The organism is Giesbergeria sinuosa (assembly GCF_042652905.1).
In the GTDB taxonomy this organism is placed as follows: Bacteria; Pseudomonadota; Gammaproteobacteria; order Burkholderiales; family Burkholderiaceae_C; genus Simplicispira; species Simplicispira sinuosa.
In genome coordinates this window covers 157,230-179,609 of sequence record NZ_JBHSHJ010000005.1, presented here as the reverse complement: position 1 = coordinate 179,609, position 22,380 = coordinate 157,230, and the positions used below count along the sequence as shown (strand labels likewise).

Here is a 22,380-nt window from a genome sequence, read left to right as displayed (position 1 = left end):
CGGGCCGGGTTTGTAGGCACAGATTATCCACATGCGCAGCACCCCAACACGTCCAAAAGTGGGCGTGGCTGTTGTAGAGTCTGCGCCGAAACGGTAGAGCCACTGCCGTTGCACCTTTTCTTTCCGTTCCATCCACAAAGGAATCCCAGAATGTCAGAACGCAAGACCATTGAAAGCTGCCTCAAGAGCTACGACGGCTATATCGATTTCTGGAGCGATGATGCCGGAGATACTGAGCAGCTCTACAAGCTGCGTGATCACATCCATGATCGCTTGGGCGAACTCAACCCCACCCAACAGGCCGAGTTGCGCAAGATCGATGACAAATTGCTCAAGCTGGTCAATGACAACCGTGACAGCCAAAGCTGGGACGCCGTGATGCTGCGCAAAACCGGCGTGCTGGTCAAAGACGAGCGTTACTGACCTCCTTGGCGGGAGCCAGGGGTGGCCGGGTTTGTAGAATCCGGCCCGCCATGAGCCACCCCTCTTCCCCCCCCGCTTGCACACCTGCTGTTGCTTTGTCCTCCAGCGTGACTTGGGCCGAACCGGCCCGCCATGCTGCCTTTGTTGCTTGGTTAACGCCGCTGGTAGATTTGCACCAGTTGTTGCCCGACACCTTGCGCCCCGCCTCTGCCGATGCCAGTTTTAGGCGCTATTTGCGGCTCGACACTGCCACGGGCAGCAGTTGCATCGTGATGGATGCCCCCCCCGATAAAGAAAACTGCCAGCCCTTTGTGCAAGTGCAGGCACTGATGCAGCAGGCGGGCTTGAGCGTGCCCAACATTCTGGCTTGGGAGCAAAGCCACGGCTTTATGCTGTTGAGTGATTTGGGCCAACACACCGTTATTGAAAAGCTCCACCCCGAACACCCCCAAGACGCCTATGCTTGGTACCAGCAGGCCACCGATACGCTGCTGCAATGGCAACTGGCCTCTCGCCCCGGGGTGCTGCCCGCTTATGACGAGGCGGTGCTGCGCCGGGAGCTGGCGCTGTTTCCCGACTGGTACGTTGCTCAGCATCGGGCCTTGACGTTGGACGATAAGCAGCAAGCTCTTCTCACACAGACTTTTGATTGCATCGTGGCTGAGAATTTGTCGGTGCCCAGCGTGTTTGTCCACCGCGACTTCATGATGCGCAACCTGATGGCACCAACCACGGCAGGCGGGCCGCTGGGGGTGTTGGATTTTCAGGATGCGCTGTATGGCCCCATCACCTACGATATTGCCAGCCTGTTGCGCGATGCCTTTATCAGTTGGGAGGAGGATTTCATCCTCGACATCACGGTGCGTTATTGGGAGAAGGCGCGCAAGGCCGGGCTGTTGGGCGCCCAGAGCGCCAGCGGCTGGGGGGCTGATTTTGGCGAGTTCTACCGCAGCGTAGAGTGGATGGGTTTGCAGCGCCACCTCAAGGTGGCGGGTATTTTTGCCCGCCTGACCTTGCGCGATGGCAAGCCTAAATACTTGGCCGATGCGCCGCGCTTTATCCACTACATCCGCTCCACCACCCAGCGTTACCGCGAACTGCTGCCGTTCAGCCGCTTGATTGACCAGATTGAAGGCACCCAAGCGCCGGTAGGCTACGCCTTTGGCCGCGTCTAAGTCAAAGGAATACCTATGCCACGCTTTTACTGTCCGGTTGAGTTGCTGCCCGGTGCCGAGGTGGACTTGCCCGCTGGGGCGGCACGCCATGTGCAGGTGCTGCGCATGCAACCGGGTGATGCCATCACCTTGTTTCAGGGCGGGCTGGATGGGTCAGGTGCCGGTGGCGAGTTTGAGGCCACGGTGCTGCGCATGGGCCGCAGCGAGGTGCGGGTGCAGGTGGGCAAGCACCACCCCATCGAGCGCGAAGCCGAGCGGGCTATTCACCTGTTGGCGGGCATCACGGCCAATGAGCGCATGGACTGGTTGGTGGAGAAAGCCACGGAATTGGGCGTAGCCAGCATCACCCCGCTGCTGGCCGAACGCAGTGTGCTCAAGCTCAAGGCTGAGCGGGCCGAGAAAAAGCAGGCCCACTGGCAGGCCGTGGCGGTGGCCGCTTGCGAGCAATGCGGGCGCAATCGGGTGCCACGCATCCATGCGGCCCAATCGCTGGCCGACTGGTTAAGCCAAGGCTCCAGCACGGCCCCCGCAGAACAACGGCTGGTGCTCTCGTTGCGCACGGGCACCCAGCCACTACAGCGGGCGGTGGTAGGTGCTGGCCCCGTATGGTTTCTCTCTGGCCCTGAAGGGGGGCTCAGTCCTGCCGAAGAGACATTGGCACTGGCCCACGGTTTTGTGCCCACCACACTGGGGCCACGGGTGCTGCGTGCCGAGACGGCTCCACTGGCTGCACTGGCCGCATGGACGTTGGCTTGAGGGGCAGGCCGCGCCGCCGCGTAAATATTTGTGAATTCAACTGCACACAGCCAGCGTAGGCACTCCTAGAATGAAGCTGTAGTGGTTCCAGCAGCCGCTCGTTTCTGAAGCTAAGGAGGTTCGCATGTACAAGAACGCGATAGCAGCCATCGTTATGGCTTGGTGTGCGTCTGTTGCTGGTGCTGCGGGGGTGGAGCAAGCCCCACAGCAGGAACAAGATGAGGGCGTTACCGTAGCGCAACGCTACGATCATCCTCACCGCGATCGGTATGACCGTTACGACCGCTACGATCGATACGACCGGCGGGATTGGAGAGATCGGCCCCCACCCCACTGGGCGCGTGACCGGCCTCCACCACCACACCATGATGCCATGTGGGTGCCTGGTCATTGGGAGCGCCATCGTGGTGTAGATGAATGGGTGCCTGGTCATTGGGAACATCGTGGTCGTCGCTATCCGCACTATCCTCGTGACGGTTACCGCCCGATCCGGTAAGCCCTGGCGGCCCTGAGCCTTGGCGCCCCTGCACGCAATGCCCGCAGGGGTGTGCTCCTTCATCTTTTTGCATAAAAACTTCCCATGAAGCTCCGGCCCTTACCACACGCCCGTTTGTGGGCGGTTTTGTCGATAGCGACGGCCCTGACCGGCTGTGCCAGCCTGAAAAGCCACGATGAGCTGGCAACCGAAATGCAAACGGCGGGCCGCACAGGTGGCGTTGCAGCATCGCTGGCCCGGCTCGAATCCACAGCCACCACCGAAGACGACAAAAAAGCCCTGCTCTACAACTTGGAGCGCGGTGAGTTGCTGCGCATGCAGGGCCGCTACGAAGACAGCAACAACGCCTTTTTGTTGGCCGACACCAAGGTCAAAGACTGGGAAGAGGCTGCCAAGACCAACCCACAAAAGCTGATGGGCACCTTGGGTGCCAGCCTGATCAGTGAACGCTTTAAGGTGTATGAGGGCCAAGACTATGAAAAGGTCTGGCTCACTACCCGGTTGGCCCTCAACCGTATGGCGCTGGGCGATTTTGAGAATGCCCGTGTGGATATCAAGCGCACCCATGAGCGCGAAGCCGTGATTGCCGAGTTCCGTGCCAAAGAGATGGTAGCCGCCGAAGAGGAGGCCAAGTCCAAGGGGGCCAGCAGTGCCAGCAAGGAAATCAGCGGCTATCCCGTCGAGACCCTCAATGACCCCGAAGTATTGGCTCTGAAAAATGGCTACCAAAATGCGCTATCGCACTATTTGGCCGGGTTTTTGTACGAAGCCATCAATGAGCCGGGAATGGCGGCACCTGGCTATCGCAAGGCCATCGAGCTCAAGCCCGAAACCCGCGTGCTGGAAGAAGGTTTGCGCGGTCTGGACAGCCGCACCAGCTTTACATGGAAGCGCCGCCAAGGCATGACCGATGTGTTGTTTGTGGTGGAGGCGGGTGAGGCACCGGCGCGCAAGCCCAAAGCGTTCACCCTGCCCATCCCTATCAACCACCGCATCAACACGGTCAGTATTTCCTATCCGGTGATAGAGCCATCGCGCGATCCGTTGCTGAGCCAGTTGTCGGCTGCTGGGTACGACTTTCGGCTGGAACGGGTGGTGGATCTGAACGTCATGGCCCGGCGTGCTCTCAAGGACGAGATGCCCGGCATGGTGCTGCGCGGCTTTACCCGCGCGTTGGCCAAGGGGGTGATGCAAGACCAACTGCAAGAAAAAGGCGGAGCTTTGGCAGGCTTGCTGGGTGCCATTGCAGCTATTGCCACCGAAAAAGCCGACGACCGCATGTGGCGCATGTTGCCAGGCCGTGTTTATGTAGCACGGGGTTATTTGCCTCCCGGTAAGCACCGCGTGCGTATCAATGGCCGCGAAGTAGAAACCGAGATTGACGTGGGCGGGCAATATGCGTTGGTGCCGCTGCGTTTGCACGAGCAGCAAATTCTGGTGGGTCAGGTGGCCACCATTGGTGCCTTGGCCGCAGGCGCTGCACCAGGGCCAGTGCCCGCTCCCACCAGCACGGCTGCACCCGCCAGCCCTGTGCAGCCACCAACCAAAAAAACCTCTCTAACAACAGCACCCAACCGCCGTACGGTGGTGGCGCCTGCCGAGGCCGCGGAGCCACCGCCCGCACACAACGTGGAGCCAATGGCAGCCCCATCGCGCTCATCTGGCCGCCCACCACAGCGCACCCGCCCTTATCCGTCTTGGCCCGTTGGTACGCCTAACATGCCCGCACCGTTGCCCAGTGGGCAGCAGTGATGGCTTTTTTCTGGAGGATGTGTGTGATGAATTTCCGTTTGACACTGGCCAGTGCGGCCACGGCTTGGTTTGCCCTGATGGGCAGCGCACAGGCCCAATACCACGATCCAGCCACCCCCCCTGCGGTGGCCGATAAGGTGTTTTTGAGCAGTGATGCCAAAGGCGTGGCCGTGACAGAAATGCGCATCCAGCCCAAAAATGGCGTGCTGGTGGTGCAGGCCGATTTGCTGAATATGCGCCACAGTGAGCGCACGGTGTACTACCGGTTCCGTTGGGTCGATGGTGCGGGCAACCAGGTGGGCGATGGCGAAGCCTGGAAACAATTGCCACTGATGGGTATGGGCCGCCAAACCGTCAAGAGCGTAGCCCCCAGCAGCGAAGCCAGCGATTTCCAACTGGAAATGAACGTGGATCGCCCCCGTTGAGTGGCTGGACGGCCTGTTTTTTCACATTCTTTTCGCTATGACCTTCTCACGCTATCCCCTTTTGCTGGCCGCACTGGTTGGCACCCTGACCCTGACCGCCTGCCAGAACCCGCAGGTACCCACCATCCGTTTTGACCGTCAGGTCAACTACGGCGATGCCAAAGGCGTCGAGTTGGTAACCAACGAGTTTGGTTCTACCGACCTGCAAATGATTGCCGAGAAAATGACCGGCAGCTTGCTCGAGACGGGCATCTTTCAGGGCCGCCCCACCGTCACCATTTCTACCGTCAAAAACAAAACCAGCGAGTACATCGACACCACCAATGTGATGCACTCGATCCAGACGGCGCTGGTCAAGTCGGGCAAAGTGCGTTTTGTGCGTTCCATCAACGAGATGCAGGCCGGTGTGGATGAGCTGCAACGCCAAAACCAGAGCGGCCTGTACAAGCAAAACAGCACGGCCAAAATTGGCAACATGACCGCTGCCCGCTACAGCATGGAGGGCGAGCTGACCAGTATCGTCAAGCAAACGGCAGGCACCAAAGACGTTTACTACAAGTTCACGCTCAAGCTGTTTGATGTGGAAGAGGGCACCATTGAATGGCAGGACGAAAAAGAAATCCGCAAAACTACCCGCCGCTGAAAGGAGCATCCATGCAACGCAGAAGTACATTGGCCGCCGCAGCAGCCTGGATAGTCGGTGCTGCTTGGGTGGCTGGCCCTGCCAGCGTGCAAGCGCAGCCAGCGCCGCGCATTGCCGTCACCGATCTGGCTTACACCCCACGGGTGTCGGAATACTTTGAGGCGGGCACCGAGCAAGGCAGCTCCCATACGCGCGACACCCGCTGGAGCAGCACCACCAGCGAGCAATACAGCTCTACCTATGTGGCGGGGCGCTACAGCTATATCGAGCAGCGCCAGCTGTACTCTTTTACCAACGACATCAAGGGCGCACTGCTGCGCGGCACGGTGTTCCGGCTGGTACAAGGCAAAGCCTTTGATGCTGGCGCACCACAGCCCACCAAGGCTGAACAGGCATTGCACCAGTTGCAAACGGGACGCATGGCACGGCCCAGCCGCCAGCCCGAAGTGCGCGACATCATCGCCCGTATCAAGAAGGGCGAGTTCAACGGGGCCGACTATGTGCTGTTTGGCGCTGTCTCGAGCGTGCAGTTTCGCGATGCACTGTCGCCACTGCAAGGCACGAGCAGTGCCACGCACCAATATGGGCTAGATCTGTTGGTGGATTTTTCGCTCATCCACACCCGTACTTACGAAATCAAGGCGGCCTTCTCGGCCCAAGGTGCTGGCAACGACACCAAGATTTTGTCGAACCGGGGCGATATTGCCCCACCCAACCGGGCCAAGGTGATGCGCGAAACCTCGCAAAGTTTGGCAATGAGCGTGTATGAGCAGCTGGTAGATCAGTTGGGCTACAGCGATCCGCGTCTGTCGCGTGGTGTACGTCCACCACCCTTGTCGGATGGCGAGCCAGAACCGTATCCAGACCAGCCCCCCCCGCCTCCACCCGTGACTATTCTGCGTTGATGCCACAACAATGTCGGCTTGAGGCCCGCTGTATGCGGGCCTTGTTGTTTTTGCTGGGGCTATCTTGGTGGTGGCCCCATGCAATGGCTTGGCCTGCCTCGCACCCCACAGAACTGTCTAGACCTTTGTTGGCCCCCAGCCGTTGGCAAGAGAGTCGCTGGCCCACCACACCAGGGGAAGCAGATTTGCCCGTGCTGCACCGAGGGGCGTTGTTGCCACCGTTGCGCTATCGGGTTGTGGTATTGCCCGGCTCTGGTTGCGCAGGCATGGGTGCCATTGCACCGCGCTATTTTGCGGGGTTGCTCCATGCCGAAGTGTGGGTGTTGCACAAACCCGGCATTGAGGTGGGACATATGACACCACCGACCCAGTGCGCCCCCGCTTTTGTCCAGACCGATGCGCTGGCATGGTGGCATCGGCAGGCTCAGGCGGCGCTAGAGGGCTGGTGGCAGCGCACAGCCCACAGCCCAACAGCCACGCTGCCCACGGTGTTGGTTGGAATTTCTGAGGGGGCGGAGCTTGTACCTGCTTTGGCACCTGTGGTGCCCGGAATGGCCGCGATGGTGTTGTTGTCGGCACCGGGCTTGGACCCGCGCGAGACGGCCGTCTTGCAAGCACAACGCCTAGGCCGCTGGCCTGAATGGCAGGCCTTGGAGCGTGCGCAGGCCAGCCCGTTGCCCGATCACACCCTTTACCAAGGGCGCAGTCTGCGTTACTGGCGCGACCTTTGGCACTGGCCGTTGGAGCAGCCATTGCGCAACAGCCCGTGGCCCTTGTTGCAAGTGTGGGGTGATGCTGATGCGTTGGTGCCTGCACAGGCATTTGCCTTATGGGCGCAGCGGATGCGACAGCGCCCCGCTCCGTGGTGTGTGCGCCAGTTGCCCGGTGCCGATCATGGCTTACAACACGGTGCCCAAGATGGGGTGCAACAGCTATGGCACTGGCTTGAGCAGTGGGCACGCCAGCCCTTGGCCGGGCTGTGTGCGCCTACCACGACCCCTGCTGGGTAGGCACAGGGTTGCCAGCAGAATCACTTCTGCCGGTCGGCCTCCTTTTGGTCGGCGTCAATCTTGCGTTGCAGCACATACACAAACGCAACCCCAGCCACCACCATCATGGCAATGCCGATGATGCTCATCAGGCCATAGTCGGTAGTGAAAAGGTCGTTCAGCAGCTTCATGGGAGCCCTCCGGTTGGAATAAAAAACCATTGTATGGGCCGGAATTCTGGTGATGGCCTTGGATGACGGTGTTGATACAGGTCAACCGGGCACACCGAACCCCTGTGCTGCAAGAAAATCGCACTGCTTCTAAGATGGCTGCATGAGTACCACGTCTGCCCCCGCCCATCCCGAGGCTGCAGCCCTGCGCCAAGATATACGCACCATCAGCCTGATTGGTTTGGCCCACGGCAGTTCGCATTTTTTCCACATGCTGTTGCCGCCGCTGTTTCCGTGGCTGATCGCTGAATTTGGCTTCAGCTATGCCGAGTTGGGCTGGCTGGTCACGGTGTTTTTTGTCATCTCGGGGGTGGGGCAGGCGCTGTCGGGTTTTTTGGTCGATCGGGTGGGGGCTCGGCCTGTGCTGTTTTTTGCTTTGGGCAGCTTTATGTTGGCCGGTGTGACTGCAGCGACCGCGCAGGGCTACGCTGGGCTGGTGCTGGCAGCCGCTTTGGCGGGGTTGGGCAATGCACCGTTCCATCCGGTCGATTTCACTATTTTGAACAAGCGGGTGTCGGCGGCACGGCTGGGGCATGGCTTCTCGGTGCATGGTATTTCGGGCAACTTGGGCTGGGCCGTGGCCCCGTTGTTTATGGCCGGGCTGACCACGGCCACTGGCTCGTGGCGGCTGGCCTGCTTGTGTGGTGCGGCGCTGGCGTTGTTGGTGCTGGCGGTGATGGTTTGGCAGCGAGATGCCTTGGATGACCGCCAAGGCGCTTGGGGGCATCCCAGCGGTAGCCACGCCAGTGCTGCGGCGCCAGAGCACCCGATGGCCTTTTTGCGCCTGCCATCGGTGTGGCTGTGTTTTTCATTCTTTTTCTGGAGCACCTGTGCTCTCAGTGCCATTCAGAGTTTTGCCAGTCCTGCCTTGCAGCAAATGTATGGGCTGCCCCTGAACCTGACGGCACTGGTGGTCACGGGCTACATGCTCTGTGGTGCCGCTGGCATGGTGGCGGGTGGTTTTCTGGTGGGGCGGGTAGTGCGGCTGGAAAAGACGATCTCGGTCTGTTTGGTGGCATCGGCCGTGCTGCTGGTGCTGGCAGGCACAGGCTGGCTGCCGGGCACTGCTGCCTTGGCCTTGGCGGCACTGGCAGGGCTGGGCACGGGCATTGCTGGCCCTTCACGCGACATGCTTATCAAGCGTGCAGCCCCACCGGGGGCCACAGGCCGGGTGTATGGCACGGTGTATTCGGGGCTGGATCTGGGCTTTTCGGTGGCGGCTCCCGTGTTTGGTGTTTTGCTTGATCGTGGTTTGACGGGCGGTATTTTTTATGGCTCGGCCCTGGCTTTGCTGTTGAGCGTGGCCTCTGCCACGCTGGTGGGCATGGGAATTTGGGCGCGCACTCGGCACCCGGTGGCCCCAGTGAGCCCCTGAATCGGCTATTTTTGAGTGAGGTGGCTTGCACGGTTAGTTTTTCGGAATATAATAGCGGTCTTACTTCAGTAAGCGCATGGTTTTCAAAAAACCATCATCTGCGGGATTAGCTCAGTTGGTAGAGCGATACCTTGCCAAGGTATAGGTCGAGAGTTCGAACCTCTTATCCCGCTCCAGTTTTTTCCTTTGCGTACAAGCTGCCCATGTGGCTCAGTGGTAGAGCACTCCCTTGGTAAGGGAGAGGTCGCGGGTCCGATTCCCGCCATGGGCACCAATCATGGTTTACGCAGCCAGTGCACCAGCATGGGTGCCGCGCTCAAAAATGCCAAACCAAACACCAAATAATTGCCTGATGCTGGGTTAAATTCTTGCGCAATCCGAGGCCACGGTCTGTGCATCAGCCATCGGCCCAGTGCCACATCAAACAGGGCCATGAAGGTCGCCAACCCCAGGCCTAGCGCGGCATGGTGCCAAGCGGTGTGCAAGCCCAGGCCGGGCACCATGAACCAGCAAATGGCCCCCGCCAGCAGCGATCCTGTCAGGGCGCTGCGCTGGAGTGCCCGCTCTTTACCCCAGCGGGGCACCGCCCACACGGTGCGTGCGATGCCGTGCAGGGTTTCAGCACCGGCCAATAGCACACACAGGGCCAAAATCCGCAGGGCGGTATCCCACGCCAAGCCATGGCTCATTTGAGCACATAGCTGGCCAGCACGGCCTGCACCTCGTAGATATTGAGTGTCTTGTTGAACTGCTTTTGCAGGGGAACGGGGGTGCCAGAAATCCAAATTTTGAGTTCGGCATCCAGATCAAAAGTGCCTGCGGTTTCGATGCTGAAGTGGGTAATGCTTTTGTAGGGGATGGAGTGGTGTTCAACCTTGCTCCCGGTCAATCCCTGTTTGTCTACCAGCACCAGGCGCTTATCGGTAAAAACGAAGTAATCACGGATCAATTGGTAAGCATGTTCTACCTGCTCACCGGGTGCCAGAATGCGCTCGAATTCTGCGGCAATCTTGCGGGTGTCTATTTTGGAGGCATTGCCCAATACGCCGTCAAAAAGGCCCATAGTGGTTTTCTCGCTGGTGAAGGGTGGTAGGAGGTGGCTGTGCGTTACCAACTAAAAATTTTGCCGGGGTTCAAGATATTGTGTGGGTCTAGCGCCTGTTCGATGGCCCGCATCACGGCCAACGCGGGCGTCCCTGCCTCATCGACCAAAAAGCCCATTTTGTGCAGGCCCACGCCATGCTCGCCGCTGCAAGTGCCTTGCATTTGGATGGCCCGTTGCACCAGCGACTGGTTGAGCTGTTCTGCCTGCGCACGCTCTTGGGTGCTGTCGGGATCGATCAGGTAGCCAAAGTGAAAATTGCCATCCCCCACATGACCAACTAAAAAGTACGGGATGCCGCTGGCATCGGCTTCGGCCACCGAGTCCAGCAAGCAATCGGCCAAGCGGCTGATGGGCACGCAGGTGTCGGTGGACATGGCTTTGCAGCCGGGGCGGCTGGCAATGGCGGCAAACAAGGCATTGTGCCGGGCCGTCCATAGCCGGGTGCGCTCTTCGGGGGTGGTGGCCCATTCAAAATCATTGCCACCCAAATCGCGGGCAATCTCTTGCACCGTTTGCGCCTGCTCTTGCACGCCAGCGGGGGAGCCGTGAAACTCCATCAGCAATAAGGGCTCCTCGCGCAGACTCAGTTTGGAGTAGCGATTGACCATGCGTACGCTGTGGGCGTCGATCAGTTCTACCCGGGCAATGGGCACCCCCAGCTGTATGGTCTGGATGACGGTGCGCACCGCAGCCTCAATGCTGGGAAAAGAGCAGATGGCTGCCGATACCGCCTCGGGCAGTGGATAGAGCTTGACCGTGACTTCGGTGATGATGCCCAAGGTGCCTTCGCTGCCCACCATCAGGCGCGTCAGGTCGTAGCCTGCGCTGCTTTTTTTGGCGCGTGAGCCGGTGTGGATCACGCTGCCATCGGCCATCACCACTTGCAGTGCCAGCACGTTTTCGCGCATGGTGCCGTAGCGCACGGCATTGGTGCCGCTGGCACGGGTGGCACACATGCCGCCCAAGGTGGCGTCGGCGCCGGGGTCGATGGGGAAAAACAGGCCCGTGGATTTGATGGCGTCGTTGAGCTGTTTGCGTGTCACGCCTGCTTGCACTGTCACGGTGAGGTCGTCGGCGTTGACCGACAACACTTGGTTCATGCGCGATACGTCCAGACTGATACCTCCCTGCACTGCCAGCAGGTGGCCTTCCAGCGAGCTGCCCGCACCAAACGCAATGATAGGCACGGCGTACTGCTGGGCCAGTTGCACAGCGTCGCGCACGTCCTGAGTGCTTTCGGCAAAGACTACGGCATCGGGTGGCGGCATAGCCGCATAAGCCGATTCGTCACGCCCATGCTGTTCGCGCACAGCTTGGGCTGTGGAGCATTGGGGGCCAAAGCGGGCTTTGAGTGCCTCTAGGCATGCTGTGGGCGCAGTGCGGGGAGCAAATGCAGGTGAATGGACGTGGGACGGTGCGGCAGGGCTGTGCATGGGCGAACTCTCCGGGGGAGGCGAAGAATACCACCGGGTCGATAGAGAGACTCAAAGGCCCGAGTATGGGTTTATGGGGCACTCTGGCCGACAATCCCCTATGGGCTGCCTGCGCGGTGCGGCGGCCACCGACCAGGGGAAAGAATTTATGGGCAACCGCCTGACAGAAATCGCCACACGCACCGGCGACAATGGCACGACAGGTTTGGGCAACAACCAGCGTGTCTCTAAAGACAGCCTGCGTATTCATGCATTGGGCGATGTGGACGAGCTCAACTCGCACATGGGGCTGCTGTTGTGTGAGGCACTGGCATCAGATGTGCGTGAATTGCTGATCGATGTGCAGCACCAACTGTTCAACCTGGGGGGGGAGCTGTCTATTCCTGGCTACCAGTTGCTGCAACCGCAGGCGGTGGTGCAACTGGATCAGGCACTGGCCCACTACAACGCGCAATTGCCACGTCTGTTGGAGTTCATTTTGCCCGCAGGCAACCGTGCTGCCAGCCAAGCGCATGTGTGTCGCACGGTGGCCCGCCGCGCCGAGCGGGCAGTGGTGGCCCTGGGCAATGAGGAGACCCTGTACGACACGCCCCGCCAATACCTCAATCGCCTGTCGGATCTGATGTTTGTGCTAGCACGGGTGTTGAACCGTGCAGAGGGAGGGGACGACGTCTATTGGCGCAGCAGCCGGTTAAGCCAAGATCAGGAGAACACACAATGACATGGAGCCTTGCACGGTGGCGCATTGGTTTGCGCCTGAAACTGGGTTTTGGCATATTGATGGTGATGATGTTGCTGATGGCCGCCATTGCCATCTTGCAAATGAGCCGGGTAGCCCAAGCCAATAGCCAATTGGTGGATGAAGACTGGGTCAAGGCAGAGGCCACCAGCACCATCGACACCCTGACACGGGCCAATGCCCGCCATACGATGGAGTTGGTGCTGTTTGCTGATGCTGCCCATCTGGCCCAGAGTAAGGCAAAAATTGCTGCCAACCGCCAAGCCATTGACCAGGCTCTGGCGACGCTGGAGCGTTTGGTGCAGGGCACAGAGGGCAAGGCGCTATTGGCCCGTGTGCAAGAGGCGCGGGGCCGCTATGTGCAGTCGTTCAGCCGCGTCAGTGGTTTGGTAGAGGCCGCAGAGCATTCCAAGGCACTGCAATTGCTGCAAGGCGAGACCTTACCCACTCTGGACGCACTGCAAACCGAGGTCAGCGCGCTCAACAATCTGCAAAAGCAGCGGGTGGACAATACTGGGCACTATGTGCTCAAAGAGATTGGCACCGCCCGTTGGCTGCTGTTGGCCCAAGCCTTGGCCGGGCTGGTGCTGGGCACGGTGCTGTCACTGTGGATCACGCGCTCTATTGTGGCCCCACTCAAACGGGCAGTGCAAATTGCCCAACAGGTGGCCGCTGGTAATTTGGGCAGCCCCATTGAGGTGCAGGGCCAAGACGAAACCGCCGAGTTGCTGCACGCTTTGCGCGAGATGGACGAGGGTTTGAGCAAGATTGTGGCCCAAGTGCGCAGTGGGGCGGAGAACATGGCCAGTGCCACACGGCAGATTGCTGCAGGCAATATCGACCTGTCTTCGCGCACTGAGGAAGAAGCCAGCGCACTGGAGCAAACGGTGGCCTCTATGCACGAGCTGACCAGCACAGTGCGCCAAAATTTTGAGCACAGCAAAACGGCCAACCAGATTGCCGATGCGGCGTCCAAGGTGGCTGTCAAGGGGGGGGAAGTGGTGGCACAGGTGGTCAACACGATGGATGCCATCAATGTGTCATCGCGCAAAATTGCCGACATCATCAGCGTGATCGATGGCATTGCCTTCCAAACCAATATTCTGGCGCTCAATGCAGCAGTGGAGGCGGCACGGGCGGGTGAGCAAGGGCGGGGCTTTGCGGTGGTGGCCTCTGAGGTGCGCAGTTTGGCCGGACGTGCCGCCAGTGCTGCCAAAGAGATCAAGGCGCTGATTGATGCCTCGGTGGGCAATGTCAGTGCGGGTTGTGCCCATGTGGAGCGTGCAGGGGCGACGATGGATGAAATCGTTGTCAATGTGCGCCGCGTGACCGACATCATGGGCGACATCGCCCATGCCAGTGAAGACCAAAGTGCGGGCATTGACCAAATCAACCAAGCCATGTCGCAGATGGATCAGGTCACGCAATCCAATGCGGCGCTGGTGGAGCAGGCTGCCGCTGCTGCACAGTCATTGGAGCAACAGGCGCAGAGTCTGGTGCGTGCCGTCAGCGTGTTCCAGTTGCGCGAAGACCGTTAAGGCTACCTTGACCGGGTGGTAGGTGGCTACCCGGTTCAAACTCTCTGCCCAAATGGCCCGCCAAAGGCTATATTGGTTGCTTCCCATGCTGGAGGCCCGCCATGTTTGAATCCGCAGAGATTGCGCACAAGGTCAAGAAATCGGTCTATAAAAAAGCTGTTCCGGCACTGCGGGCGGCGCTGCTGGAGGCGCAGGTCGATCTGTACGAGGGCAAAAAAATGCCGGTGGTGCTGTTGATCAGTGGCCAAGATGGCGCTGGTAAGAGCGAGACCATTAACCTGCTCTACGAGTGGATGGACCCACGCTTTCTGTCTACCTTGGCATTTTCTTTGCCCAGTGAGGAGGAGCGTGAACGCCCGCCCATGTGGCGCTATTGGCACGCGCTGCCGCCCAAAGGGCGCATTGGCATTTTTGCCGGTTCTTGGTATTCAGACACCATCCGGGAGCGAATTTTGGGCAATATCTCGTTGCAAGAGGTGGACGCCCATGCCGACCAGATCAACCGCTTTGAGGCCATGCTGGTCAACGAGGGGGCGCTGGTGCTCAAGTTCTGGTTCCACCTGACGCGTGATGCGCAAAAAAAGCGCCTCAAGGATTTGGAGAGTGACCCGCACACGGCTTGGCGTGTGACCAAGTGGAACTGGGAGCGCCTCAAGACCCACGACAAGCTCCAAGAAGTGGCGGGGCATTTTTTGCGCATGACCAACACCCCTTGGGCACCTTGGGTGGTGGTGGATGGCAGTGACGACTGCTACCGATCCCTGACCGTAGGCCAAACTTTGCTTCGGGCGATGCGTGCCCGACTCGATCGCCCCCACGCACCCAGTGCTGCGGTGACGCCATTGGTGCGGGCCGATATTGATGGGCGCAACGTGTTGTCGGTGCTAAACCAGCAATTGTCTTTGACACAAGACCACTACGAAAACGAGTTGGCTCTTTGGCAAGGGCGTTTGGCGGAGTTGTCGCGCTCGCCAGCCTTTAAGCACCGTGCGGTAGTCTGTGCCTTTGAAGGTTCGGATGCGGCGGGCAAGGGCGGTGCGATCCGGCGCGTTTGCGCTGCACTGGATGCACGGCTGTACCAAGTTGTGCCCATTGCTGCACCCACAGACGAAGAGCGTGCCCAACCACACTTGTGGCGCTTTTGGCGGCACCTGCCGCGCCACGGCCACATTACGCTGTTTGACCGCACTTGGTATGGCCGGGTGTTGGTGGAGCGGGTAGAGGGATTTTGCCAAGAGCACGATTGGTTGCGCGCTTACACCGAGATCAATGATTTTGAACACGAGTTGGCCGAGGCGGGCACCATCGTGGTCAAGTTCTGGTTGCAAATCAGCCAAGATGAGCAGTTGCGCCGCTTCAAGGAGCGCGAAGAGATCGCATTTAAGCGTTTCAAGATCACACAAGAGGACTGGCGCAACCGCGAGAAGTGGGACGCCTACCAACAGGCCGTATGCGATATGGTGGATCGCACCAGCACCGGCACTGCGCCTTGGACGCTGGTGGAGGCCAACGATAAGAAGTACGCCCGTATCAAGATTTTGCGCACCCTGTGCGAGCGGCTAGAAGCCGAACTGCAAACCCCACCCAGCAAACAGGCGGTGGTGCGGGCCAAAAAAATAGCCAAGTCTGAAAAATCGGGCAAGACGGACAAACCCCGCAAGGCGGGCAAGGACAAAAACAAGAACAAACCGGCAGCTGTGGAGTTGGAGCCGGACGAAAAAACCTGAGTGCGCCACCCCCTTTGCGGGAGCTTGCCCACAGGGCCAGCCCACAGCGCATAGCATGGTGCTTTGGATTGGATGTTTCAACCCCGGAGATTTTTTCTGATGAAGCTGTATTACTCCCCCGGTGCTTGCTCGCTCTCGCCCCATATCGTGTTGCACGAGTCGGGTTTGCCTTTTGAGGGTGTGGTGGCCAGCACCAAGACCCATCTGTTGCCCGATGGCACAGATTTTTACACCATCAACCCACTGGGTTATGTGCCGGTGTTGGAGCTGGACAATGGCGAGCGCCTGCGTGAAGGCCCAGCCATCGTGCAATACTTGGCCGATCAGGTGCCTGCCAAGCAATTGGCCCCCGCCAATGGCACGCTGGAGCGTTACCGCTTGCAAGAGTGGCTCCACTTCATTGGCACCGAAATCCACAAGGGCCACAGCCCGTTGTTTGCCCCCGGCACGCCAGAAGATTACAAGCCATTGCTGCGCGAGCGCCTGCTGTCGCGCTTTGCTTGGATCAATGAGCAACTGGCCAACAAAGACTATTTGCTCGGTGCGTTCAGCGTAGCCGATGCCTACCTGTACACCACCACCCGCTGGGGGCAGTTTGTGGGGGTGGATATCAGCGGCCTGCCCCATCTGGTGGCCTTCAAGCAGCGCATGGAGGCCCGCCCCGGTGTGCAGGCCGCCCTGCGTGCCGAGGGTTTGCTCAAATAAGCACCATTGGTGCCTGACCAAGAAAGTTTTGCCTTATGCCCACCACCTTGTTCTCTCCCACCCATGTGGGTGACATGACCCTTAGCAACCGCGTGGTTATGGCTCCCATTACCCGCAACCGGGCGCCGGGCGCTGTGCCCACGGCCATGATGGCCCAATACTACGGGCAGCGGGCCAGTGCCGGTCTGATCATCACCGAGGCCACGGCCATCAGCCCGCAGGGGCAGGGCTATGCCGATGTGCCAGGGCTATACAGCACTGAGCAACTCGATGGCTGGAAAAAAGTGACAGATGCCATCCATGATGGTGGTGGCAAGGTGGTGGTGCAGTTGTGGCATGTGGGCCGTGTATCGCATACATCGCTGCAACCGGGCAATCAGCCGCCAGTGGCCCCTTCGGCCATTGCGGCCCAGAGCAAAACTTTTGTGCTGGACCCAACCACAGGCCAAGGCCGTTTTGTGCCTACATCGACCCCGAGGGCGCTGGACCTGTCGGAGCTGCCCGGCATTGTGCATGATTACCAGAGCGCAGCGCGCAACGCGGTAGAGAGTGCAGGCTTTGATGGGGTGGAAATCCATGCTGCCAATGGCTATTTGCTGGAGCAATTCCTGAAAACGGGTGCCAACCAACGCAAGGATGACTACGGCGGCAGTATCAAGAACCGCGCCCGCCTACTGCTGGAAGTAACCCGTGCCATTGTGGAAGCGATTGGGGGTGGCAAGGTGGGCATTCGCCTGTCGCCGGTCACGCCTGCCAACGACATTGCCGATGCCGATCCGCAGCCATTGTTTGAATATGTGGTGCAGCATCTGGCCCCTTTGGGCTTGGCCTATATCCATGTGGTGGAGGGGGCCACAGGTGGCCCGCGTGAATTGCCTGACCGACCTTTCGATTACGCCGCCCTTCAGGCCGCCTATCGCCATGCGGGCGGCAAGGGGGTTTGGATGGTGAACAATGGCTACACCGGCGAGTTGGCCCAAGAGGTGGTGCGTTGCGGCCGCGCCGATCTGGTGGCGTTTGGCAAGCCATTCATCTCTAACCCTGATCTGGTGCAGCGGTTGCAGCAGCAGGCACCCTTGAATGCTTGGGACAGCAGCACGTTCTATGGTGGTGGTGCCCAAGGTTATCTGGACTATCCCACGCTGGGCAAGGCTTGACGTGGGGCGCTGCCCACCCCCTCAAGGCTCTTTGGGGAGGTAGCGTTTTTTGCCTGTGGGCAAAAGGATGTAGCGGCCCCCACGCGGGCCAACGTGTACCACCGCATGCTCAGTGATGCCTTTGGTTTTGGCCTGGGGTTGACTGGTGGGCGGGGTGGTGGCGTGGGCCGCAGGCTGCACGGCGGCTGCGGTAGCCGTGCCTGGCGGCGGGGGGGGCTTGTAGTGGGGGATGTCGGCCTTTTCTGCCTTGCCACTGGTGCAGGCATCGTCTTGGTAGCTGATCTTGCCATCTGGGGCCGTGCATTTGTTCATGGCCTGTGCCGGTGCCCCAACGGCTAACATGACCAGCACCACTGCCCGCACCAAGGCGGGCCAGAGGTGTGTGAACGACATGGTGCGGTGCCCCATTTGACATCCTTGCCGCCCTAGAGGGCGGTAATTTCTACTGCTAAAGGGCGGCGTTTCGCAGCACGAGCCCGTTTGGGTTAAACACGCTGCGTTCCCTTCCATCAAGATGACACCCGCGTGCCGCTGGCTTGGTGGGCCTCATGCGCCATTGGACGCAGCACAGGCTTGTCTTGTAGGCACAGTTGGAGGGTTGGGGTGCAGGCATTCACGCTCAGCATCATAGGCTATGCGAGACAAAAAACCACAGGCTGCGTACCAGCCTGATCGCTACCCCATCGGGTCAGGCCCGTCCTAGGCGTGGCAGATGGCCTACCGTGGCAGTAGGCAGGGCTTTGCTGGTACTGGGCCGACTGCTGGGCGGTTGCTGGCGGGGCGGTATGGTGCCCACACCGTCGGCCAGTTGAAACTGCTGCACCACTTGGGACAGGCGCTGGGCCTGCTCGCGCAGCGACTGGGCTGCGGCGGCTGACTCCTCTACCAGTGCGGCATTTTGTTGGGTCATGCGGTCGATTTCGGCCACAGAGTCATTGACTTGGCCGATGCCCGTGGATTGTTCGTGGGTGGCGGCACTGATCTCGCCAATGATGTCGCCCACCCGCTGCACGCTTTGCACCATATCGGTCATGGCCCGGCCTGCATCTTCGACATGGTGTACCCCACCATCGACGGCCTGCACGCTGGCATCAATCAGGGTTTTGATTTCTTTGGCAGCGGCAGCACTGCGCCCGGCCAGACTGCGCACCTCGGAGGCTACCACCGCAAAGCCACGCCCTTGCTCTCCGGCGCGGGCGGCCTCTACTGCTGCATTGAGGGCCAGAATATTGGTCTGGAAGGCAATGCCATCAATCACGCTGATGATGTCGGCAATCTTGCGGCTGGCGCTGGAGATGCCGTGCATGCTGTCGACGGCATGGGCCACCACGGTGCCGCCATTTCTGGCGGTGGTGGAGGCCGCTGTAGCCAGTTGGTTGGCCAATTGTGCTGACGAGGCTGTTTGCTGCACGGTGCCAGTGAGTTGCGACAGAGAGCCTACGGCCTCTTGGGCATGGTTGGCGGTTTGTTCGGTGCGGGAGGACAGGTCTTGGTTGCCCATGGCAATTTGTGCGCTGGCGGTGGCAATGTTGCCGCTGGCATCACGCACTTGGGCCACCAAGGTGCTCAGCCCTTGCTGCATGTCCAGCAAAGCACGCTCCAAGTCGGCCACTTCATCGCGGCCAGTCACGCTCAGGCGCTGGGACAAATCGCCCCCGGCAATCGCCAGTGCCAGCCGCTGGGCGCGGGCCAAGGGGCGGCAAATGGAGTGCATGTTCAGCAGTGTGGTTGGCCCCACGATCAGGATGGTCAGTATGACCACCACGGCAAACATGATCTGCGTTTGGCGGGTCAGATGGGCTTGGGCTGCCACGGCCTCGTTGGCCTCTTTTTGCAGGGCAGCTTCTAGGGAGATGCGCAGCTTGTCGGCTTCATCAAACTGTGCCAAGGCTTGGCGGCTCATGCGGTTGGCAATGGTGGCCGAGTCGTAGCCCCCGTTTTCGAGTTGGCGCACGATGGGCTCGAAGCGGTCACGGTAGGCGGCCACCGATTGCCACAGTTTGCTGGCAATGGCGTTGTCTTCGTCAGGCTCGCCCTCCTGCATCTTTTGTGTCAGTTGTTCAGTCTTTTGCAGGCTGGCTTTCCATTGGGCATGTGCCTCGCGCACCGCCTCGGGCTTTTCGTAGTTGATGATCATGTCTTTTTCGTACATGCGCACGGCACCCAGTTCTGCCCGCAATTGGCTCAGCAATTGCAGCTCGGTGTAAGACATGGCCAGAAAGCTCTCGGTCAGCACGGTGATGCGGTACATACCCAACAGGCCCGCCCCACCCAGCAAGCCCAGCAAGCCCATCACTACCACAATGGCCCCCATCATGCGAAAACGGATAGTGAAATGGCGCATGAGCGAATTGATCGTCATGGTGTGGCGTTCCTTAGGAAAATGTATCAACCCGCAATTTTTGGGGCAACTGTCAACAACTTGACAGTTTGCCATGCTAACGGAACAAATTTCCTACCTTTGTCATCGTTTTTTTATATAACCTATTGATTTCTAATGCCATTTATTGTGGTGATTTGCCTGCTCGTATGGCGTGGGGTGCCAACGCTTGAGCAGCAGTGCATTGCTGATGACGCAGACGGAACTCAGTGCCATAGCAGCCCCGGCAATGACCGGACTGAGGTAGCCCAATGCGGCCAGTGGAATGCCTGCCACGTTGTAGGCAAAGGCCCAAAACAGGTTTTGCCGTATCTTGACCACAGTGCGCCGAGAGATGTCCAACGCTGCCGCCACCAGCATGGGGTCGCCACGCATCAGGGTGATGCCCGCAGCGTGCATTGCCACATCGGTGCCATTGCCCATCGCCATACCCACATCAGCAGCGGCCAGTGCCGGGGCGTCATTGACGCCATCGCCCACCATCGCCACCACATGGCCGCCGCCTTGTAAGGCCTGCACTTGGGCGGCCTTGTCTCCGGGCAGTACGTTGGCACACACTTCGCCTGCTTCGGGGTGCAGGCCCAAGCGGCGGGCCATTGCTTCGGCGGCGGGTTGGTTGTCGCCCGAGATCATGACGGTGCGCAGCCCGCGTTGGCGCAATTGTGCCAATGCAGGCTGGGCCTCGGGTTTGGGTTGGTCACCAAAGGCCATCACGGCCTGTAGTTGCCAGCCTTGGGCGGTTTGCTGGGCCAAGGCCGATACGGTGGCACCTTCGGTTTGCAACTGCTCGGCACGGGCTGCCAAGCTGCCCAAGGCCACGCCCTGCTCTTGCATCCAACGCAGGCTGCCCAGTAGGTAGCTGTGGCCCTGCACTTGGCCTTGGCTGCCCCGGCCCGGCACACTGTGCACGGCATCGGGGGCGGGCACATCCAGCCCTTGCTGTTGGGCAGTTTGCACTACGGCACGGGCCAGTGGATGGCTGCTGCCCGTTTGCAAGCTGGCGGCAGCGCACAGCACGGCGGTGCGATCCAGATGGGGGGGCACTTCCAGCGCCGTCAGGGTGGGCTGGCCCACGGTCAGGGTGCCCGTTTTGTCAAAGGCCACGGTATCGACGCGGTGCGCCAGCTCCAGCGCCTGCGCATCTTGGATCAAGATGCCATGCTGCGCTGCCACTCCTGTGCCCGCCATGATGGCCGCTGGAGTGGCCAGCCCCAAAGCGCAGGGGCAGGCAATCACCAACACCGCCACGGCGCGAATCAGTGCGGTCTCTAGCCCTACACCAGCCCACCACCAACCCAGCAGCGTACACAGCGCAATGCCCAACACCACCGGCACAAACACGTTGGCCACTTGATCGACCAGCCGCTGGATAGGTGCTTTGGCGGCTTGGGCGTCTTCAACCAGCCGGATGATGCGCGAGAGCACGGTTTCTGAGCCCACCGCGCGCACTTGCAACACGATGCGCGCCTCGCCATTGATGGAGCCACCGGTCAGGGTATCACCCACTGCTTTAGGCACGGGCAGTGGCTCGCCGGTGAGCATGGACTCATCGACCTGGGTCATGCCGTCCAACAAGGTACCATCTACCGGGATACGCTCGCCGGGGCGCACCACCAACCTGTCGCCCACCATCACTTCGGCCAGCGGCACATCCACTTCACCGCCTTTGCCCAGCCAATGTGCCACTTCGGGGCGCAAGCCATGCAAGGCACGGATGGCAGCAGTGGTTTGGCGCTTGGCACGGGCCTCTAGCCATTTGCCCAGCAGCACCAGCGTGATGACGACCGCAGAGGCTTCAAAATACAAATGGGGGGTGTGGCCGGGGTGGGCTGTCCACCACAACCAAACCGATAGTCCCCAGCCAGCTGTGGTGCCAATGGAGACCAATAAATCCATATTGCCGCTGCGCGCCAGCATGGCATGCCAGCCTGCACGGTAAAAACGCGCTCCCAATATGAACTGCACTGGCGTGGCCAGCAAAAATTGCACCCAAGCCGGTAGCATCCAGTGCGTGCCCCATAGATCGCCCAGCATGGGCAGCACCAGCGGCAACGACAGTAGCAGGCCCACGGCCACGGGCGCAAAACCTGCCCACGGCGAGTCTTGCTGCTCGCGGGCCGTGGTGGCCGCCGGGGTAAGCGGCTCATAGCCCGCATTGCGCACAGCGCGGCGCACCAGTGCCTCCATGCTGGCGCTGTCTTGCGTGGCCGAAGGTAAAAAACGCACCCGTGCCGATTCGGTTGCTAGGTTAACGGTGGCCTCTTGCACACCGGGCACTTTGCGCAAGGCACGTTCCACACGGCCCGAACAACTGGCACAGGTCATGCCGCCAATGGCTAGATCTAGTTCTTGGGAGGGGGGGGAAGATGCAGCAGGGAGGGTCATGGGGCCACCAGATTTTTCTTATGATGATGCGCGTTTCTAATA

22 protein-coding genes and 2 tRNA genes are annotated in these 22,380 nt (G+C 60.1%); 17 read left to right on the top strand and 7 right to left on the bottom strand.

The features are described from left to right. Positions 1–150 precede the first annotated feature (150 nt). The 9 genes from ACFO6X_RS08750 to ACFO6X_RS08710 all read left to right on the top strand — a co-directional run bounded on the left by ACFO6X_RS08750 (position 151) and on the right by ACFO6X_RS08710 (position 7,585). On the top strand, positions 151–423 hold the full coding sequence (locus ACFO6X_RS08750) for a hypothetical protein (protein ID WP_382432101.1): 273 nt from the start codon (positions 151–153) through the stop codon (positions 421–423). 50 nt (positions 424–473) lie between these two features. Next, a complete protein-coding gene (locus tag ACFO6X_RS08745; protein ID WP_382432099.1) occupies positions 474–1,598 on the top strand; it encodes an aminoglycoside phosphotransferase family protein in 1,125 nt (374 codons plus the stop codon). 15 nt (positions 1,599–1,613) lie between these two features. Further along, a complete protein-coding gene (locus tag ACFO6X_RS08740; protein ID WP_382432097.1) occupies positions 1,614–2,354 on the top strand; it encodes a 16S rRNA (uracil(1498)-N(3))-methyltransferase in 741 nt (246 codons plus the stop codon). A 124-nt stretch (positions 2,355–2,478) separates the two neighbouring features. Next, on the top strand, positions 2,479–2,850 hold the full coding sequence (locus tag ACFO6X_RS08735; protein ID WP_382432095.1) for a hypothetical protein: 372 nt from the start codon (positions 2,479–2,481) through the stop codon (positions 2,848–2,850). A gap of 84 nt (positions 2,851–2,934) precedes the next feature. Then, on the top strand, positions 2,935–4,602 hold the full coding sequence (locus ACFO6X_RS08730) for a COG3014 family protein (protein WP_382432093.1): 1,668 nt from the start codon (positions 2,935–2,937) through the stop codon (positions 4,600–4,602). 26 nt (positions 4,603–4,628) lie between these two features. Then, entirely contained in the window at positions 4,629–5,027 is a 399-nt protein-coding gene (locus ACFO6X_RS08725; protein ID WP_382432091.1) for a YcfL family putative periplasmic lipoprotein, read from the top strand. A gap of 37 nt (positions 5,028–5,064) precedes the next feature. After that, entirely contained in the window at positions 5,065–5,670 is a 606-nt protein-coding gene (gene lpoB / locus ACFO6X_RS08720) for a penicillin-binding protein activator LpoB (RefSeq protein WP_382432089.1), read from the top strand. A gap of 11 nt (positions 5,671–5,681) precedes the next feature. Further along, on the top strand, positions 5,682–6,575 hold the full coding sequence (locus ACFO6X_RS08715) for a hypothetical protein (protein WP_382432088.1): 894 nt from the start codon (positions 5,682–5,684) through the stop codon (positions 6,573–6,575). Then, on the top strand, positions 6,575–7,585 hold the full coding sequence (locus tag ACFO6X_RS08710; RefSeq protein ID WP_382432086.1) for an alpha/beta hydrolase: 1,011 nt from the start codon (positions 6,575–6,577) through the stop codon (positions 7,583–7,585). The genes ACFO6X_RS08715 and ACFO6X_RS08710 overlap by 1 nt, the downstream gene beginning before the upstream one ends. A 20-nt stretch (positions 7,586–7,605) precedes the next feature. On the opposite strand, the gene ACFO6X_RS08705 is transcribed toward ACFO6X_RS08710, so the two are convergent. After that, complete coding sequence (locus tag ACFO6X_RS08705; protein ID WP_382432084.1) at positions 7,606–7,755, bottom strand: DUF3149 domain-containing protein; 150 nt, start codon at positions 7,753–7,755, stop codon at positions 7,606–7,608. A 142-nt stretch (positions 7,756–7,897) separates the two neighbouring features. Here ACFO6X_RS08705 and ACFO6X_RS08700 point away from each other — a divergent pair, with 142 nt between their 5' ends. The 3 genes from ACFO6X_RS08700 (at position 7,898) to ACFO6X_RS08690 (ending at position 9,443) form a co-directional block, all read left to right on the top strand. After that, on the top strand, positions 7,898–9,169 hold the full coding sequence (locus ACFO6X_RS08700) for an MFS transporter (RefSeq protein WP_382432082.1): 1,272 nt from the start codon (positions 7,898–7,900) through the stop codon (positions 9,167–9,169). 100 nt (positions 9,170–9,269) lie between these two features. Next, positions 9,270–9,345 (top strand) — tRNA-Gly (locus ACFO6X_RS08695). Positions 9,346–9,368: 23 nt separating this feature from the next. After that, positions 9,369–9,443: transfer RNA gene (locus ACFO6X_RS08690), tRNA-Thr, on the top strand. A gap of 1 nt (position 9,444) precedes the next feature. On the opposite strand, the gene ACFO6X_RS08685 is transcribed toward ACFO6X_RS08690, so the two are convergent. From ACFO6X_RS08685 to ACFO6X_RS08675, 3 genes are read right to left on the bottom strand one after another with little or no spacing between them, the layout of a single operon-like run. After that, positions 9,445–9,858 (bottom strand): hypothetical protein, encoded by a 414-nt coding sequence (locus ACFO6X_RS08685; RefSeq protein WP_382432080.1) that lies wholly within the window; start codon positions 9,856–9,858, stop codon positions 9,445–9,447. Continuing rightward, positions 9,855–10,232: a PH domain-containing protein gene (locus ACFO6X_RS08680; RefSeq protein ID WP_382432078.1), complete on the bottom strand. Its 378-nt coding sequence runs from the start codon at positions 10,230–10,232 to the stop codon at positions 9,855–9,857. The genes ACFO6X_RS08685 and ACFO6X_RS08680 overlap by 4 nt, the downstream gene beginning before the upstream one ends. 44 nt (positions 10,233–10,276) lie before the next feature. After that, entirely contained in the window at positions 10,277–11,707 is a 1,431-nt protein-coding gene (locus ACFO6X_RS08675) for an FAD-binding oxidoreductase (protein ID WP_382432076.1), read from the bottom strand. Positions 11,708–11,855: 148 nt separating this feature from the next. Between ACFO6X_RS08675 and ACFO6X_RS08670 the strand changes: the two genes are divergently transcribed. The 5 genes from ACFO6X_RS08670 to ACFO6X_RS08650 all read left to right on the top strand — a co-directional run bounded on the left by ACFO6X_RS08670 (position 11,856) and on the right by ACFO6X_RS08650 (position 17,573). Further along, positions 11,856–12,428, top strand: coding sequence for a cob(I)yrinic acid a,c-diamide adenosyltransferase (locus ACFO6X_RS08670; protein ID WP_382432160.1), 573 nt, complete (start codon positions 11,856–11,858; stop codon positions 12,426–12,428). Continuing rightward, positions 12,425–13,984, top strand: coding sequence for a methyl-accepting chemotaxis protein (locus ACFO6X_RS08665; protein WP_382432074.1), 1,560 nt, complete (start codon positions 12,425–12,427; stop codon positions 13,982–13,984). Before ACFO6X_RS08670 ends, ACFO6X_RS08665 begins: the two co-directional genes overlap by 4 nt. Positions 13,985–14,085: 101 nt before the next feature. After that, positions 14,086–15,711, top strand: coding sequence for a polyphosphate:AMP phosphotransferase (gene pap, locus ACFO6X_RS08660; RefSeq protein ID WP_382432072.1), 1,626 nt, complete (start codon positions 14,086–14,088; stop codon positions 15,709–15,711). A 99-nt stretch (positions 15,712–15,810) separates the two neighbouring features. After that, positions 15,811–16,416, top strand: coding sequence for a glutathione transferase GstA (gene gstA, locus ACFO6X_RS08655; protein WP_382432070.1), 606 nt, complete (start codon positions 15,811–15,813; stop codon positions 16,414–16,416). 35 nt (positions 16,417–16,451) lie between these two features. After that, positions 16,452–17,573: an alkene reductase gene (locus ACFO6X_RS08650; RefSeq protein WP_382432068.1), complete on the top strand. Its 1,122-nt coding sequence runs from the start codon at positions 16,452–16,454 to the stop codon at positions 17,571–17,573. Between the two features lie 21 nt (positions 17,574–17,594). Here ACFO6X_RS08650 and ACFO6X_RS08645 read toward each other — a convergent pair whose 3' ends face one another. The 3 genes from ACFO6X_RS08645 to ACFO6X_RS08635 form a co-directional block, all read right to left on the bottom strand. Beyond that, positions 17,595–17,966, bottom strand: coding sequence for a hypothetical protein (locus tag ACFO6X_RS08645; RefSeq protein ID WP_382432066.1), 372 nt, complete (start codon positions 17,964–17,966; stop codon positions 17,595–17,597). 295 nt (positions 17,967–18,261) lie between these two features. After that, positions 18,262–19,935, bottom strand: coding sequence for a methyl-accepting chemotaxis protein (locus ACFO6X_RS08640; protein WP_382432064.1), 1,674 nt, complete (start codon positions 19,933–19,935; stop codon positions 18,262–18,264). Positions 19,936–20,067: 132 nt separating this feature from the next. Then, a complete protein-coding gene (locus tag ACFO6X_RS08635; protein WP_382432062.1) occupies positions 20,068–22,338 on the bottom strand; it encodes a heavy metal translocating P-type ATPase in 2,271 nt (756 codons plus the stop codon). Positions 22,339–22,380 lie beyond the last annotated feature (42 nt).